Raw genomic sequence first — 14,858 nt, forward strand, 5'->3', positions numbered from 1 at the left:
TGTGGCAAAAGTTGTCTTCACGCGCCTTCGAAACACTGATAGGGGATAAGTATGCGCCGCCTCCCATCGGCCCGCACCATTGTCGCTGCCGCCGTCTCCGCCCTCGCTCTCGTCGTCACGCCTGCTCTTAGCGCAGACGCCGCACCCGCGATGGCACAAAACGCAGCGCCCGTCGACACCGCCGACCCCAACTACATCTGGCGCACCGACATCATCTCCAAAGCCCTCGCCGGCAAACCCGGCGCCGACCGCGTCCTCCACCGCGTCCCCGGATCCTTCCACGACGCCCCCCGCGTCCCCGCCGAAGCCGACCAAGCCCGCGCCCGCGGCAACGCCCTCTACGGACCCGGCACCCCGCTCTACGTCGGCAACACCCCCGGCTCCGAGTTCATGTGCACCACCACCGTCGCCGGCTATAACGACCGCGGCCAAAAAGTCGCCCTCACCGCCGGCCACTGCGGCAACGTCGGCGACAAGGTCAAATCCGCCGACGCACCCCAACTCGGCACCACCGGCACAATCACCCAAGTAGACAAACAAAAAGACTTCGCCGTGATCACCCTGGACAAAAACACCGAAGTCACCCGCACCTACGACGGCATCACCGCCAACCACGTCGGCGGCGCCCCCGTCCGCCCCGGCGGCACCGTGTGCAAGAAAGGCGTCGCCTCCGGCTACACCTGCGCACCCACCTTCACCGACTGGGACACCCACAACGTCAACCACGTCTGCGCCATGCAAGGCGACTCCGGCGCCCCACTCATGGTCGGCGACCGCGTCATCGCCATGGTCAACGGCGGCACCTGGCACGCACCATTCGACATCGCATGCCACAGCCCGCTACAAGGCCCGATCCACGCGCCAACCGCATCAGCGCGTCTCGACTCCGTCCTGCCATCCGTCAAAGGCGGGTTCCGGCTCCCGTAGTTCTTAGCGCCCGGGGCTTGGGGGAGTCGCGGGGAGGCAAAGACCGCTAGGCGCGGAGGCGGTCGGCGATCTCGTCGACCACGCGGGGGTTGCCCGCCACGCACCAGGTCACGCCGCCGGCGTCGACCTTGACGCAGCGACCACCGACGGCCTCGACGAGCGCCTTGCCGGGCAGCCAGTCCCAGTCGGGGACGGAGTGCTGCATCCACGTACCCATTTGACCTGCGGCGATGTTGGCCAGGTCGACGGAGCCGGCGCCGAGCATGCGGATCGTGGCGGCGCCTGAAACCACGCGCAGCCAGGGCTCACGAACGGCATCATCCGACATAAAGGTGGGGTGGAGGTAGGTCACCAGGGCGATTTCGGCGAGCGGGGCGTCCTCGAGGTCGGGCAGGGCAACGCCGTTGCGGGGGGCCACACCGTCGGCGGCGACCCAGGTGGTGTCCAGTGCAGGGCGGTGGATGGCGGAGATGGTTGGGGTGGGGGACGGGGAGTCGTCGATAAGAGCGAGCGCCGAACAGAAGTAGTCGGAGCCTTGCGAGAAGTTGTAGGTGCCATCGACGGGGTCGATCACCCAGGTGCGGCCGGTGCGGGAGGGGCGGTTGGCGCCCTCCTCGCCGATGACGCCGTCGTCAGGGCGCAGCGCCTCGAGCGCATTAGCGACGAAACGCTCCGCGGCACGATCCGCCTCCGTGACCACGTCAGACACGGAGGTTTTGAACTCCGTGCCCAGGCCCTCGGCGCGCATGCGAAGGGCAAGGCCGCCGGCGTGTTGGACAAGCGCGGCGGCCAGTTCGGCGTCGGAGGAGGAACGGTGTGCGTTGATAAATGCTTCAGTCACGCCGCCATTATGGCGCAGTCGGCGCACCCTCGCGGGTCTCGGGGAGGTAGACGTTGGAGCCTAAGTCGCGGAACTCCTGAGCCATCTCGCGCTCGCCGGCCTTGGCGTCGGGGCCTGCACCGCCAGCACCGCCAGCGCCGCCAGCACCGCCCGAGAAGTCGAATGACGGCATGCCGAGGTCTGCGATTTGGTCGGCGAACTCGTCGCGAATGTCCTGGCTGATGCGCATCGAGCAGAACTTTGGTCCGCACATGGAGCAGAAGTGGGCGGTCTTCGCGGGCTCGGCCGGCAGGGTTTCGTCGTGGTAGGCCTGCGCAGTGTCGGGGTCGAGGGAGAGGGCGAACTGGTCGTGCCAGCGGAACTCGAAGCGTGCCTTGCTCATGGCGTCGTCCCAGTCGCGCGCGCCCGGGTGACCCTTGGCTACGTCGGCGGCGTGGGCGGCGAGTTTGTAGGTGATCACGCCAGTTTTCACGTCGTCGCGGTTGGGAAGTCCCAGGTGTTCCTTCGGGGTGACGTAGCAGAGCATGGCGGTGCCGCCGGCGGCGATGTTGGCGGCGCCGATGGCAGAGGTGATGTGGTCGTAGCCAGGGGCGATGTCGGTGACCAGGGGGCCGAGGGTGTAGAACGGCGCTCCGCCACACCACTGTTGTTCCTTCTCGTTGTTTACCTGGATCATGTTCAGAGGAACGTGGCCGGGGCCTTCGATCATGACCTGGACGTCAAAGTCCCAGGCGCGCTTGCACAGCTCGCCGATGGTTTTGAGTTCGGCGAATTGGGCGGCGTCGTTGGCGTCGGCGACGGAGCCGGGGCGGAGGCCGTCGCCAAGCGAGAATGCGACGTCGTACTGGGAGAAGATCTCGCAGAGCTCGTCGAAGTTTTCGTACAGGAAGGATTCCTTGTGGTGGGCGAGGCACCAGCCGGCCATGATCGATCCGCCGCGGGAGACGATGCCGGTCACACGCTTGGAGGTCAGCGGCACGTAAGGCAGGCGCACGCCGGCGTGGACGGTCATGTAATCGACGCCCTGCTCGCACTGTTCGATGACGGTGTCGCGGAAGATCTCCCAGGTCAGGTCCTCGGCGATGCCGTCAACCTTCTCTAGCGCCTGGTAGATGGGCACGGTGCCGATGGGCACGGGGGAGTTGCGCAGGATCCACTCGCGGGTGGCGTGGATGTCGTTGCCGGTGGATAAGTCCATGACGGTGTCGGCACCCCAGCGGGTGGCCCAGCGCAGCTTCTCCACCTCTTCGCGGATGGAGGAGGTCACGGCGGAGTTACCGATGTTGGCGTTGATCTTGGTCAGGAATGCGTTGCCGATGATCATCGGCTCGCTTTCCGGGTGGTTGACGTTGTTCGGGATGATCGCGCGGCCGGCGGCAACCTCCGCGCGGACCTTCTCTACGTCGCAGTGTTCACGCAGCGCCACGAATTCCATCTCGCGGGTGATTTCGCCGCGCCGGGCGTAGGCCATCTGGGTGACACGCTTGCCCGGCTTGGCGCGCAACGGTTTGCGGGAGGCGCCACGCCACTCTTCGCTGGCGGAGCCGCGGCGGACGGCAGCGCGGCCGTCGTCAAGCAAATTGCGCTCGCGGCCGACGTATTCCTCCACGTCGCCGCGGGCGGTGATCCACTCGCCGCGCAGGTTGGGCAGGCCAACTTCCGGCTCGGCCCAGGGGCCGCGGGTGCGGTAGATCTTGAACGGCTCGTTGGGGCCGGTAGGGGAGTCGTCCAGGTGGATCGCGGTTTCCGGAACCTCCAGCCCGTCCTTCAGAATCGGCGCGTATGCGTGCTTGGGGTGGATTTCCTGGGCATAAATATCGGCATGCGTTTCAGGCACGACCTTCTCCTTACTTCCTTCGCTGGTGCTAACCAGACAGGTTCGAACGGTGCTCGCGCAGGCGTAGCGCGATCTCAGCCCGATGCCTCGGGCGCCCGTGTGGGGTCGCAGCACACTCTATCCCGTCGTGGTGGCTGCGTCAGGCAGTTCGCTAGACTTCCCGGTTATGCAGCCCGAGACTCAAGCGCGGATTAAGGATCTTTCGTCCACACTTTCCACCATCGAGAAGGTGATGGACCTCGACGTGCTCCGCGAGCGCGCCCGCGAACTCGAGGCCCAAGCCGGCGACCCGTCTCTTTGGGACGATCCGGCGCACGCACAGCAGGTGACCACCGAATTGTCCAATGTGCAGGCGCGGTTGAAGAAGGTCACGTCGTTGCGCTCGCGTATCGACGATCTGCCGGTCATGTACGAACTCGCCGAAGAAGAAGGCGACCCCTCCATGGCCGACGACGAGTTGGCGGACGTGGCAGCGCAAATCGATTCGCTCGAGGTGCAGACCATGCTCTCCGGCGAGTACGACGAGCGCGAGGCCGTGGTCAACATCCGCTCCGGCGCCGGTGGCGTGGACGCGGCGGACTGGGCCGAGATGCTCATGCGTATGTACGTGCGTTGGGCGGAAAAGGCTGGCCACAAGGTGGATGTGTACGACATCTCCTACGCCGAGGAGGCTGGCATTAAATCCGCCACCTTTGTTGTGCACGGCGATTACCTCTACGGCCAGTTGTCGGTGGAGCAGGGCGCGCACCGCCTGGTGCGTATCTCTCCGTTTGATAACCAGGGTCGTCGCCAGACTTCGTTCGCAGAGGTGGAGGTGCTGCCCGTCGTGGAGCACACCGACCACATCGACATCCCGGATTCCGACATCCGCGTGGACGTCTACCGTTCCTCTGGCCCGGGCGGGCAGAGCGTGAACACCACCGACTCCGCGGTGCGCATCACCCACATTCCGACCGGCATCGTGGTGACCTGCCAGAACGAGAAGTCCCAGATTCAGAACAAGGCGTCGGCGCTCAACGTGCTGCAGTCCAAGCTTCTGGAGAAGAAGCGCCAGGAAGAAAAGGCGGAGATGGACGCCCTTGGCGCGGGCGGCAACGCCAGCTGGGGCAACCAGATGCGCTCCTATGTCCTGCACCCGTATCAGATGGTGAAGGACCTGCGCACCGACTATGAGGTGGGTGACCCGCAGAAGGTGCTCGACGGTGACATCGACGGCTTCCTGGAGGCTGGCATCCGCTGGCGTATGGCACAGCAGCAACAAGAGTCACACCAGTAACGGGTAAGGTGTGTCGCGTGATCCGATTCGACCATGTGACCAAGACGTATCCGACGTCCACGCGCCCCGCGCTCAACGACGTCACCCTGGAGATCCCAGACGGCGAGTTCGTCTTCCTGATCGGCGCGTCCGGCTCCGGCAAATCGTCGTTTTTGCAGTTGATGATCCGCGAGGAAAACGTCACCTCCGGCGACATTTACTTCGGCGACTTCCACGTCAACGCACTGTCCGGCAAGCAGATTAACACACTGCGCCAGTCCATCGGCTACGTGTTCCAGGACTTCCGCCTGCTGCCCAACCTCAACGTGTACGACAACGTGGCGTTCGCGCTCGAGGTGATCGGCAAGCCGAAAGACCGCATTGCCAAACTCGTGCCGGAGGCGCTCGAACTTGTCGGCCTCGGCGCGAAGGCGAATCGTATGCCGCGCGAGTTGTCAGGTGGTGAGCAGCAGCGTGTTGCGATTGCGCGTGCGTTCGTCGATAAGCCAAAGCTCATGCTTTGCGACGAGCCCACGGGCAACCTCGACCCAGGCACCGCCGACGAAATCATGGCCTTGCTGGCGCGCATTAACCGCATGGGCACCACCGTGGTCATGTCCACGCACAACGCGCGTGCGGTGGATGACATGCGCAAACGCGTCATCGAACTGCAGTTAGGCAAGGTCGTGCGCGACGAACAAAACGGCGTCTACGGGGATGTGAGGAAGTAACCATGAACTGGAATTTCATCTTCCGCGAAGGCTTCAAAGGCCTCGGCCGCAACCTGACCATGACCATCGCGCTGGTGATCACCACGGCGCTCTCACTCGCGCTCGTCGGCACCGGCATTCTGATCTCGCAGGCCACCGCCGATACGAAGAAGCTCTACCTCGACCGCGTCGAAGTGATGGTCGAACTTGACGAGGAAATTTCCGCTAACGACAAGGACTGCTCAACCGACGCCTGCAAGCAGGTGCGCGACACCCTGCAGGGCGACGACCGCGTCGAGCAAGTCACCTTCCGCTCCCGCGAGCAGTCCTACGAGCGGTTCGTGGAACTGTTCCAGGACGCCGAGCCGGAACTCGTGCGTGAGACCACCCCGGATGCGCTCCCGGCCGCACTGCACGTGCGCCTGGAGGACCCGACTGACACGGCACCGCTCGACGCGATTCGTGAGATGCCGCAGGTCACCGTCATTTCAGACCAAGCCGACACCGTACGCTCCGCCGCCGGCACGCTGAACACGTTCCGCAACGCCGCCTTCGTCATCGCCGCAGCACAGGCTCTGGCTGCCGTGTTCCTGATCGCGAACATGGTGCAGTTGGCTGCGTTCAACCGCCGCGAACAGATCGGCATCATGCGCATGGTGGGTGCGTCGCGCTGGTACACCCAGGCCCCGTTCGTGCTCGAGGCCGTGATCTCCGTGCTGCTCGGCGCGGTGCTGGCCACCTTCGGCGTGTGGGCCGGCAAGCAGTTCCTAGTGGACCCGCTGCTCGGCGACCTCTACGCATCCCAACTCATCGCCCGCGTCCCAGACTCCGCAGTGTGGGCCGTCATGCCACTGACCGGGCTCGTCGCCATGGTGCTCGGCGGCCTTGCAGCACAGGTGGCGCTTCGCTCCTACGTGCGTAAGTAGTACACTCGAGCGCCTATGTCCAAGAAGAACAAAAAGCAGAAGCTTTCCAACACCGGCGTCCTAGCGACCAACCGGAAAGCTCGCCATGACTACACCATCTTGGACACATGGGAATGCGGCATCGTCCTGCAAGGCACCGAGATCAAGGCGCTGCGCGAAGGCAAAGTGTCGCTGGTGGAGGCGTTTGCCACCATCGACAACGGTGAAGTCTGGCTGCGCAACATGCACATCCCCGAATACTCCAAGGGGCACTGGACCAACCACCCGCCGCGCCGCACCCGCAAACTGCTGCTGCACCGCCGCGAGATCGACTCGCTGGAAGGCAAAGTCCGCGACGGCAACCGCACCCTGATCCCGCTGTCGCTTTACCTCAAGGACGGCCGCGCCAAGGTCGAGTTGGGCCTCGGCCAGGGTAAGCAGGACTACGACAAGCGCCGCGCCATCAAGCGACGCACCGAGGACCGCGAAATCACCCGTGAGCTGGGCCGCAAGTTGAAGGGCATCAAGGCGTAGCGTTTTCAGTACGGTGGGGGCCTATGAAAAAGGCACTGATTACTGGAGCGTCCCGCGGCATCGGTCGCGCGATCGCTGACGAACTTGGCAAGGACCACCACATTTACGCTGGTGCGTCACAGGATGCGTCCGAGATTGTTTCGGCGCTTCCCAGCGCGGAGCCGTTCGAGGTGGACCTGACGGACACCGCAGCTATTGAGCGCGCCGCCGCTGAGATCGACGAACTCGACGTCCTCGTGCTGGCCGCCGGCGTGATGGAAAACGGCTCTCTTTCGGAGCTCACGGACGCATCCTGGCGCAACATGATGGAAGTCAACCTCCACGCGCCCGTGACCCTGACTCGCGCGCTGCTTCCTGCTTTACGACGATCCAACGGCCTGATCATCACCATCAACTCCGGCGCCGGCTACCACGGCATCGCCAACAACTCCGCCTACTGCGCCTCCAAGTTCGCGCTGCGCGGCTTTACCGATTCGCTCGCACAGGAGGAAGCCGGCAAGGTGCGCGTGACCTCGCTGCACCCGGGCCGCACCGACACCGACATGCTCTCCGGCGACGACGGCCTGCCCAAGATGGCCGCCACCGAAGTAGCCAAGGCAGCCCGCCTAGCTGTCGAAGCCGGCCCCGACGCCGTCATCGAATTCCTCCGCGTCCGCCCAGCGTTCACGGGGTAGGTTGCCGGCTGGGGCAGGGCTTGCCGGCTGAGGCGGGCTTGCCGGCTGAGGCGGGCTTGCGGGCGTTGCTCGGGTTCTGGCGTGCCCAGCCCCTTGTGCTCCGGCGCGCTCGGCCCCTTGTGCTCCGGCGCCGCGTGGGGTAACGTTTCTTCTCCTACGTTTCTTCGTAGTTGAAGGGGTCGATTTGGTTTCGACTTCATCACTTAGCCAGGGGAAGCGTGCCGGTGCAGGCAGGAGACCACCGAAAGCGTCGCTGTAACTAATAAACGCAGAGAAGAACTCTCAGCGTGACTACGCCCTCGCTGCCTAATTAGAAAGGTTCAGCGACCTGCGTGTCCGTCAGGCCGGGGATGTCCCCGACCCGGTACCTGGCGTCGACTTAGGGGACTTGCCTTCCGGCCCTGTCAGTGGGGCCTTGGAAGGGACATTTTTCACTGACTGGGCCCGTCATCCGGACATGTTCGCCTGATCCGGAGGGCCGAGCAGAGATTCTGTGCGAACTGCGCACGGAGAAGCCCTGGTGCGGTGGTGAAGGACCCGGGTTCAATTCCCGGCGGCTCCACCGAGTGCGAAACCCGCTGGCCAAACGGCCAGCGGGTTTTATTATTTGCCGGCGAACCTGCACCGAGTACAGCCCCCACTCTGCGGTGCTCATCGTCTAGTTCCTCGACATCGTCTAGCTCCCCGCGAGGGCAACCAGACGATCAGCTCCATACTGAAAACGGTCCCCAATATGACCTGGGGAAACGTCGAGGCCACTGCGAGACCGTCTAGCGGCACCCGAAGGGGAGCTAGACGATCTCGTAGCCGGTGACCGGGCCCTCCGTGTTCGGCTGCCAACCGAGTGCTGGGGCGACGTGGGTGGCAAAGTTCTCCAGGATCTTTACGTTTACGTCCACGCCCATGCCGGTCGGGATGGTGAGCAGAAGGGTGTCGGCGGCCATGACGGCAGGGTCGGCCTTGAGCTGCTCGATGAGCTTGTCCGGCTCGGCGGCGTAGGTGCGGCCGAAGGTGGAGGCGCCGACCTCGGGAAGCATGCCTACCTGGTCGGAGCCGGAGGCCTGCATGCCGAAGCGTGCCATGTCGGTGCCGTCGACGATGGGGAAGATGGACCGGGACACGGATACGCGCGGGGTCCAGTCGTGGCCGGCTTCCTTCCAGGCTGCGCGGTAGCGGTTGATTTGGTCGACTTGGATCTCGCCAAGTGTCTGCGCGGTGGTCTCGGAGACCAGGGTGGAGGACATGAGGTTCAGGCCGTCTCGCGCGGCCTGCTCGGCAGACGCGTGGGTACCGGAGCCGTAGAAGATGTGCTTGCGCAGCTCGGGTGCCATGGGGAAGACCGGCAGGGCGGAGCCGGGCTGGAACATGTTGGGGTACTGGCGCTCGAGGGGCGCGGCGGTGGCGAAGCCGTGGCCGTCGACGGCGGCCATGAAGGTTTCGAGGTGGTTGCGGGCGACGTCGGCACCGTTCGGCGCTTCGCCCTTGTAGCCGAATGCTTCCCAGCCGCGCTCGGCGACCTCGGGGGCGCCGCGGGATACGCCAAGGGCGACGCGGCCGCCGGAGAGTTGATAGAGGGAGGCGGCTTCTTCGGCGAGGTAGAGCGGGTTTTCGTAGCGCATGTCGATCACGCCGGTGCCAACTTCGATGCGCTCGGTGGAGGCTGCAACTGCACCGAGCAGCGGCATCGGGGCGGAGGCTTGCGGGACGAAGTGGTGGACGCGGAAGGATGCGTTGTTGACGCCGATCTCGTCGGCAGCTTTGGCGATCTCGAGGTGGATTCTCGCTACCTTTTCTGCCGAGGGGCCGCGTTGGCCGCCGATGGCGTAGTGCCCGAAGCTCAAGAAACCGAATGCTTTCATGGGGTCCTCCAGATCAGTTATGTGACATATCAACAAATATCATAGCCTGTGCCGAGCAGCGCAACCGAAAAACGGCCTCAACGTTGTATTGGAGGAGCTTAAAAGGTTTATTAAATCCCTTGGCGCGACCACAGCCCGGCGCTACGGTCGTGCGCATGATTTCAAAGACTGCGAAGACGTTGTCCGCTGCAACCGCCCTAGCCGCCCTCGCCGGCGGCTTCATTGGTGCTGGCACCGCGCACGCACAGGTAGCGCAGCTCTCGTCGGCCAACCCGAACCTGGACCAGTTGGTGCAGAAGGGTTGGGACACCTACACCGGCGCCGTGCTGGGCAATAAGGGAGGCATGTTGCTGAAGGATCTGCCGAAGGACGCCAAGCCACTGGCAGCAAAGGATGTAAAGGAAGCTCTCGCACAGCCGCTGCAGGCGAAGGAAGATGCCGCGATCACCCTGACGTTCACGCCGCAGGGCCGGCTCAATTACGACGACGGCTGCAACGTCGGCAACGCAACCTACAAGGTCAACGCTCGCGGTGGGGTAAAGGTGGGCGCGTTCGCTGAGACCCAGCGTCTTTGCGACCCAACCCGCATGAACAAGTCCGATGAACTGAAGTCGATCCTGCGAGCGGGTCCCGCTGTGTACAAACTTAACGACGACACCATCGCCCTTGGCGCCCAAGGCAAGATGATTGAGTTTCTTGGAGTTGCATAGGCATCCCATGAAACCCCTTGAACCCGCGAATCCGGCCGCTACCGTGTGGGGCATGGGTATCAAGACTCAGAAAACATTGTCCATTGCAACCGCGCTCGCGGCCCTGGCCGGCGGCACCCTTGGTGTCGGCACGGCTGGCGCGCAGGAGCGCTCGAGCAGCATTGACCAGTTTGTCCAGATGAGTTCCTCCCTGTTTTCTAACCCGGCGGGGCAGCAGCCCGCTGGCACTGGGCTGATGGTTCCGCTTGCGGAAGGCGCGACGCAGTTGCCTAACGACCAAGTCCAGCCCGCACTGGACACCACCTTGCGTGCCAAGAACAATGACAAGATCAACGTTGATTTCCGCCCGGACGGCACGCTGACCTACAACGATGGCTGCAACGCGGGTAACTCCACCTACCAGGTGGATACGACCGGCAGGTTGCGCGTCGGTGACCTCAACGAGACTCGCATGGCGTGCCCTCCGGGTGCGGAGGTTGCCGCGAATGATCTAAAGACGATCCTGCGCGCCGGCCCGGCGGTGTTCCAGGTCGATCCGTCCACGCTTGCGCTGGCCGCACAGGGGCAATCGGTTGAGTTTGTGAAGTTGCCGGTGCGCGTCGTCGATTAGCAATCGCGAAAGACAGCAAAGCTCCAGGTCATCCTGGGGCTTTTTGCTTTGCGACGACCCCGCCCCGGCCATTTACAACACAGTTTTGTAGTCTAAATGGGCGGAAACCGGGGGTGCCGGTTGACTTTAAGTATGGGTACCCTAAACTGGCGCAGGTAACCCTTACCTAAGTCTGAAAGGACGACAATGATCCGTTTCCCGCGCACCGCGCTGATCGCCCTCGCAGTCGCAGGCTCGCTAACGCTCGGCGCATGCTCCAACGCAGAGCAGGCCGCTGAGACCACCACCTCTGCAGCAGCCACCTCCGAGGCTGCCTCCTCCTCCGCCACCACCGATGGCAGCACCGTCAAGGTGACCGACAACTACGGCGAGAAGGAAGTGCCGGCCAACCCGCAGCGCGTCGTCGCTCTGGACAACCGCACCTTCGAGCTCCTGGACTCCTGGGGTGTTAAGCCGGTCGCAGCGCCGCGCGACCTCGTCCCGAACACGATTCCGGGAATTGCGGACAACGAGGACATCGTCAACATCGGCAACCACAAGGAGCCGAACCTCGAGGCCATCGTGGCAGCTGACCCGGACGTGATTGTCTCCGGTCAGCGCTTCCGTAAGTACGACGAGGAAATTGAGAAGCTGGTCCCGAACGCCGTGCTCGTTGAGTTCGAGCCGCGTGACGACGAGCCGTTTGACCGCGAGCTCATCCGCCAGACCTTGGCACTTGGCGACATCTTTGGCAAGCAGGCCGAGGCTGAGCAGACCGTCAAGGAGTTCACCGAGGCTGTCCAGCGCACCCGCGACGCGTACAACCCGGATCAGACCGTCATGGGTGTGAACGTTTCTGGTGGCGAGATCGGCTACGTCGCACCGGGCATCGGTCGCGTGTGGGGCCCACTGTTTGACCTCATCGGCTTCACTCCGGCGCTTCAGGTGGAGAACGCCTCTAACGACCACAAGGGTGATGACATCTCCGTCGAGGCAATCGCTGACGCGAACCCGTTCTGGATCTTCGCTCTCGACCGCGATGCAGCGATCAAGTCCGCCAAGGATTCCCCGGAGGCGCTGTCTGTGATCAACGACTCCGCTGCGCTGCAGAACGTCACCGCGGTGAAAGACAACCACGTCTACGTGGCGCCGAAGGACACCTACACCAACGAGTCCATCCTCACCTACACCGAGATCCTCAACGATCTGGCAGACAAGTTCGAGGCTGCAAAGTAACCCCTGAATGACACATCCAACTGCGACCACCACCCGCCCCAAGCTTCTGGATTGGAAGCTTGGGGTGGGTGTTGTCATTGTCGTTTTACTGCTGCTGACCTCGCTTGCGGTGGGGCAGTACGACATTTTGAATAGCGACGACGGCTGGGCCATGTTCCGTACGACCCGCGTCCCGCGCACCATCGCGTTGGTGCTCGCCGGCGCGGCGATGGCGATGAGTGGGTTGATCATGCAGATGCTCACCCAGAACCGCTTCGTCGAGCCGACCACCACCGGCACCACAGAATGGGCCGGTCTGGGCCTGCTCGCGTCGTTCGTGTTCTTTCCAAACGGCACGATCATGACGCGCATGCTGCTTGCCGTCGGTTTCGCTTTTGTGGGCACGATGGTGTTCTTTGCCTTTTTGCGCAAGGTCACGCTGCGCTCCAGCCTGATCGTGCCGATCGTCGGCATCATGCTCGGCGCCGTGGTCAGCGCAGTCTCCACCTATTGGGCGCTGCAGGCCGACCTGTTGCAATCGCTCGGCGTGTGGTTTGCAGGCTCGTTCACCAGCGTGATCGCGGGGCAGTACGAGGTGTTGTGGATCGTGCTGTTCGTGGTCATCGCCGTGTTCTTCTACGCCGACCGGCTCACCGTGGCCGGCCTCGGCGAAGACGTGGCCACCAACGTTGGCCTGAATTACAACCGCATCGTGCTCGTCGGCACCAGCCTGGTCGCAGTGGCCGCCGGCGTGGTCACGGTGGTCGTCGGCAATCTGCCATTTCTGGGACTGATCGTGCCGAACATCGTGAGCATGATGCGTGGCGACGACCTCCGCTCCAACCTGCCATGGGTCTGCCTTACCGGCATTGGAGTGGTAACGGTGTGCGACCTCATCGGCCGTACCATCATCGCCCCATTCGAAATGCCCGTGTCCGTCATCCTCGGCGTCATCGGCGCTGCGGTGTTTATCACCATGATTGTGAGGCGGAGCCGGAATGCGTGAGATCGGGGCGTTCCAGTCGTCGAAAAGCAAAAAGCGCTACTGGATGATTATTGCCGCGCTTGCGGTGGCCGCACTGCTATTTACCGCGGGGCTGCTCGCGTACGGCAACCCGATGGAGTTCGGGTCCACCGGCTACTGGCTGATCGCGCAACGTCGTATGAACGCGGTGATCGCGATGGCCATCGTGGCTGTGTGCCAAGCGACAGCAACCGTGGCGTTTCAAACGGTGACAAACAACCGAATTCTCACCCCGTCGATCATGGGGTTCGAATCGCTCTACGTCGCCATCCACACCTCAACCGTGTATTTCCTCGGCGCAGCCGGGCTGATCAACGCGCACACCCTGGAGATGTTTGTCTTCCAGCTCGTGCTCATGATCGGGCTCAGCCTGGTGCTCTACACATGGCTGCTCGCCGGCAACAACCCCGACATGCACGCCATGCTGCTGGTCGGCATCGTGCTCGGCGGGGGACTGGGTGCAGTATCTACGTTTATGCAACGCATGCTCACACCCAGCGAGTTCGACGTGCTCACCGCGCGCCTGTTTGGTTCCGTGAACAACGCCGACCCGGAGTACTACCCGTTGGCAATCCCGCTGGTCATCGTGGCGACGGGACTACTGATCTTCAACTCGCGCGCGCTCAACGTCCTGTCTCTGGGGCGCGACGTATCCATGAATCTAGGCGTGGACCACAAAAAGCACGCGATTTACACGCTCGTGCTGGTGGCCATCCTCATAGCGGTATCGACCGCGCTGGTCGGCCCGATGACCTTCCTCGGCTTCCTCGTGGCCACACTCGCGTACCAAGCCGCGGATACCTACGACCACCGCTACGTCTTCCCCATGGCGATACTGCTCGGATACTGCATCCTGTCGGGTGCGTACTTTGTGATGAACCACATCTTCTACGCGCAAGGCGTGGTCTCCATCATCATCGAACTGGTCGGTGGCCTGACCTTCCTAATCGTGATTTTGAGAAAGGGACGCCTGTGATTCAACTCAAAGAAGTCCGCAAGGCCTACAGCAGTAGTGTTGACATCGGACCGGTCACCCTGGACATCCCCGAAGGCGGCATCACCGCCCTCGTCGGCCCGAACGGTGCAGGTAAGTCGACCCTACTGACGATGATCGGCAGGCTCCTCGACCTCGATTCCGGTCACATCGAAGTTGCAGGCATGGACGTCACCTCGGCGCGCTCCAAAGACCTGGCCAAAGTCGTGTCCATCCTGCGCCAGGAAAACCACTTTGTGACCCGCCTGACCGTGCGCCAACTCGTCGGTTTCGGCCGCTTCCCGTACTCGGGCGGGCGCCTGACCCCCGAAGATGAGGAGATCGTCTCGCGCTACATCGACTTCCTCGGCCTGCGCGAACTGGAGAATCGCTTCCTCGACCAGCTCTCCGGTGGTCAGCGTCAGCGCGCCTACGTTGCGATGGTGCTTAGCCAGGAAACGAACTATGTGCTTCTCGACGAGCCCTTGAACAACCTCGACATCTCCCACTCCGTAGAGATGATGAAGCACCTGCACTCCGCATCCCGCGAGTTTGGCCGAACCATCGTGATCGTTCTGCACGACATCAACTTCGCCGCACGCTACGCGGACTACATCTGCGCAGTAAAGGACGGGGAAGTTGCCGCCTTTGGTGCGGTTGACGAGATCATGCGCGACAGTCTGCTGAGCTCCATCTTCAATACTCCGGTGGAGGTTATTGAAGGTCCGCATGGACCTATTGCGTGTTATCACTAAAACCTACGCTGTACTGCGGATTTGTGTTGTTTGTGAGTTCGTGGTTATAT

The 14,858-nt window shown here is 63.2% G+C and carries 15 protein-coding genes, 1 other RNA gene and 1 riboswitch; of the genes, 13 read left to right on the top strand and 3 right to left on the bottom strand.

Features of this window, described 5'->3' with window-relative positions; translation table 11 throughout:
- Window positions 1–51 precede the first annotated feature (51 nt).
- Window positions 52–927, top strand: coding sequence for a chymotrypsin family serine protease (locus HMPREF3171_RS12050; RefSeq protein WP_141750644.1), 876 nt, complete (start codon window positions 52–54; stop codon window positions 925–927).
- 46 nt (window positions 928–973) lie between these two features.
- Here HMPREF3171_RS12050 and HMPREF3171_RS03860 read toward each other — a convergent pair whose 3' ends face one another.
- Window positions 974–1,768, bottom strand: coding sequence for an inositol monophosphatase family protein (locus HMPREF3171_RS03860; RefSeq protein WP_246815315.1), 795 nt, complete (start codon window positions 1,766–1,768; stop codon window positions 974–976).
- Between the two features lie 7 nt (window positions 1,769–1,775).
- Entirely contained in the window at window positions 1,776–3,605 is a 1,830-nt protein-coding gene (thiC, locus tag HMPREF3171_RS03865) for a phosphomethylpyrimidine synthase ThiC (protein WP_070483105.1), read from the bottom strand.
- Window positions 3,603–3,714, bottom strand: a riboswitch (TPP riboswitch). (Overlaps the previous gene by 3 nt.)
- Window positions 3,715–3,771: 57 nt before the next feature.
- Between thiC and prfB the strand changes: the two genes are divergently transcribed.
- From prfB to ssrA, 6 genes are all read left to right on the top strand, one after another.
- A complete protein-coding gene (gene prfB / locus HMPREF3171_RS03870; protein ID WP_070483074.1) occupies window positions 3,772–4,881 on the top strand; it encodes a peptide chain release factor 2 in 1,110 nt (369 codons plus the stop codon).
- 17 nt (window positions 4,882–4,898) lie between these two features.
- Entirely contained in the window at window positions 4,899–5,591 is a 693-nt protein-coding gene (gene ftsE, locus HMPREF3171_RS03875; RefSeq protein WP_070483076.1) for a cell division ATP-binding protein FtsE, read from the top strand.
- A 2-nt stretch (window positions 5,592–5,593) separates the two neighbouring features.
- A complete protein-coding gene (ftsX, locus tag HMPREF3171_RS03880; RefSeq protein ID WP_070483078.1) occupies window positions 5,594–6,496 on the top strand; it encodes a permease-like cell division protein FtsX in 903 nt (300 codons plus the stop codon).
- 15 nt (window positions 6,497–6,511) lie between these two features.
- Complete coding sequence (gene smpB / locus HMPREF3171_RS03885) at window positions 6,512–7,009, top strand: SsrA-binding protein SmpB (RefSeq protein WP_070452075.1); 498 nt, start codon at window positions 6,512–6,514, stop codon at window positions 7,007–7,009.
- A gap of 23 nt (window positions 7,010–7,032) precedes the next feature.
- Entirely contained in the window at window positions 7,033–7,683 is a 651-nt protein-coding gene (locus tag HMPREF3171_RS03890; RefSeq protein ID WP_070483080.1) for an SDR family oxidoreductase, read from the top strand.
- Window positions 7,684–7,858: 175 nt separating this feature from the next.
- Window positions 7,859–8,248, top strand: a transfer-messenger RNA (tmRNA) gene (ssrA, locus tag HMPREF3171_RS03895).
- A 226-nt stretch (window positions 8,249–8,474) separates the two neighbouring features.
- Here the strand turns inward: ssrA and HMPREF3171_RS03900 are convergent.
- Window positions 8,475–9,542 carry an LLM class flavin-dependent oxidoreductase gene (locus HMPREF3171_RS03900; protein ID WP_070483082.1) on the bottom strand — a complete coding sequence of 356 codons (1,068 nt, stop codon included), beginning with the start codon at window positions 9,540–9,542 and terminating at the stop codon, window positions 8,475–8,477.
- Window positions 9,543–9,697: 155 nt separating this feature from the next.
- Here HMPREF3171_RS03900 and HMPREF3171_RS03905 point away from each other — a divergent pair, with 155 nt between their 5' ends.
- The 6 genes from HMPREF3171_RS03905 to HMPREF3171_RS03930 all read left to right on the top strand — a co-directional run bounded on the left by HMPREF3171_RS03905 (window position 9,698) and on the right by HMPREF3171_RS03930 (window position 14,808).
- Window positions 9,698–10,252: an META domain-containing protein gene (locus tag HMPREF3171_RS03905; RefSeq protein ID WP_070483084.1), complete on the top strand. Its 555-nt coding sequence runs from the start codon at window positions 9,698–9,700 to the stop codon at window positions 10,250–10,252.
- 52 nt (window positions 10,253–10,304) lie between these two features.
- On the top strand, window positions 10,305–10,862 hold the full coding sequence (locus HMPREF3171_RS03910; protein ID WP_168161871.1) for an META domain-containing protein: 558 nt from the start codon (window positions 10,305–10,307) through the stop codon (window positions 10,860–10,862).
- A gap of 186 nt (window positions 10,863–11,048) precedes the next feature.
- Window positions 11,049–12,077: a siderophore ABC transporter substrate-binding protein gene (locus HMPREF3171_RS03915; RefSeq protein ID WP_070483089.1), complete on the top strand. Its 1,029-nt coding sequence runs from the start codon at window positions 11,049–11,051 to the stop codon at window positions 12,075–12,077.
- A 7-nt stretch (window positions 12,078–12,084) separates the two neighbouring features.
- Window positions 12,085–13,062: an ABC transporter permease gene (locus tag HMPREF3171_RS03920; protein WP_070483090.1), complete on the top strand. Its 978-nt coding sequence runs from the start codon at window positions 12,085–12,087 to the stop codon at window positions 13,060–13,062.
- On the top strand, window positions 13,055–14,056 hold the full coding sequence (locus tag HMPREF3171_RS03925; protein ID WP_070483092.1) for an iron chelate uptake ABC transporter family permease subunit: 1,002 nt from the start codon (window positions 13,055–13,057) through the stop codon (window positions 14,054–14,056). The genes HMPREF3171_RS03920 and HMPREF3171_RS03925 overlap by 8 nt, the downstream gene beginning before the upstream one ends.
- Entirely contained in the window at window positions 14,053–14,808 is a 756-nt protein-coding gene (locus tag HMPREF3171_RS03930; RefSeq protein WP_070483094.1) for an iron ABC transporter ATP-binding protein, read from the top strand. The genes HMPREF3171_RS03925 and HMPREF3171_RS03930 overlap by 4 nt, the downstream gene beginning before the upstream one ends.
- Window positions 14,809–14,858: the final 50 nt, after the last annotated feature.

Source organism: Corynebacterium sp. HMSC08F01, from assembly GCF_001807545.1.
Classification (GTDB): Bacteria; Actinomycetota; Actinomycetes; order Mycobacteriales; family Mycobacteriaceae; genus Corynebacterium; species Corynebacterium coyleae.

Bases quoted from the DNA above. Each gene is read 5' to 3' on its own strand.
- ftsX (WP_070483078.1), top strand. From the start codon at position 5,594: ATGAACTGGAATTTCATCTTCCGCGAAGGCTTCAAAGGCCTCGGCCGC.
- prfB (WP_070483074.1), top strand. From the start codon at position 3,772: ATGCAGCCCGAGACTCAAGCGCGGATTAAGGATCTTTCGTCCACACTT.
- HMPREF3171_RS03890 (WP_070483080.1), top strand. From the start codon at position 7,033: ATGAAAAAGGCACTGATTACTGGAGCGTCCCGCGGCATCGGTCGCGCG.
- HMPREF3171_RS03920 (WP_070483090.1), top strand. From the start codon at position 12,085: ATGACACATCCAACTGCGACCACCACCCGCCCCAAGCTTCTGGATTGG.
- HMPREF3171_RS03910 (WP_168161871.1), top strand. From the start codon at position 10,305: ATGGGTATCAAGACTCAGAAAACATTGTCCATTGCAACCGCGCTCGCG.
- HMPREF3171_RS03925 (WP_070483092.1), top strand. From the start codon at position 13,055: ATGCGTGAGATCGGGGCGTTCCAGTCGTCGAAAAGCAAAAAGCGCTAC.
- HMPREF3171_RS03900 (WP_070483082.1), bottom strand. From the start codon at position 9,542: ATGAAAGCATTCGGTTTCTTGAGCTTCGGGCACTACGCCATCGGCGGC.
- HMPREF3171_RS12050 (WP_141750644.1), top strand. From the start codon at position 52: ATGCGCCGCCTCCCATCGGCCCGCACCATTGTCGCTGCCGCCGTCTCC.
- HMPREF3171_RS03905 (WP_070483084.1), top strand. From the start codon at position 9,698: ATGATTTCAAAGACTGCGAAGACGTTGTCCGCTGCAACCGCCCTAGCC.
- smpB (WP_070452075.1), top strand. From the start codon at position 6,512: ATGTCCAAGAAGAACAAAAAGCAGAAGCTTTCCAACACCGGCGTCCTA.
- HMPREF3171_RS03915 (WP_070483089.1), top strand. From the start codon at position 11,049: ATGATCCGTTTCCCGCGCACCGCGCTGATCGCCCTCGCAGTCGCAGGC.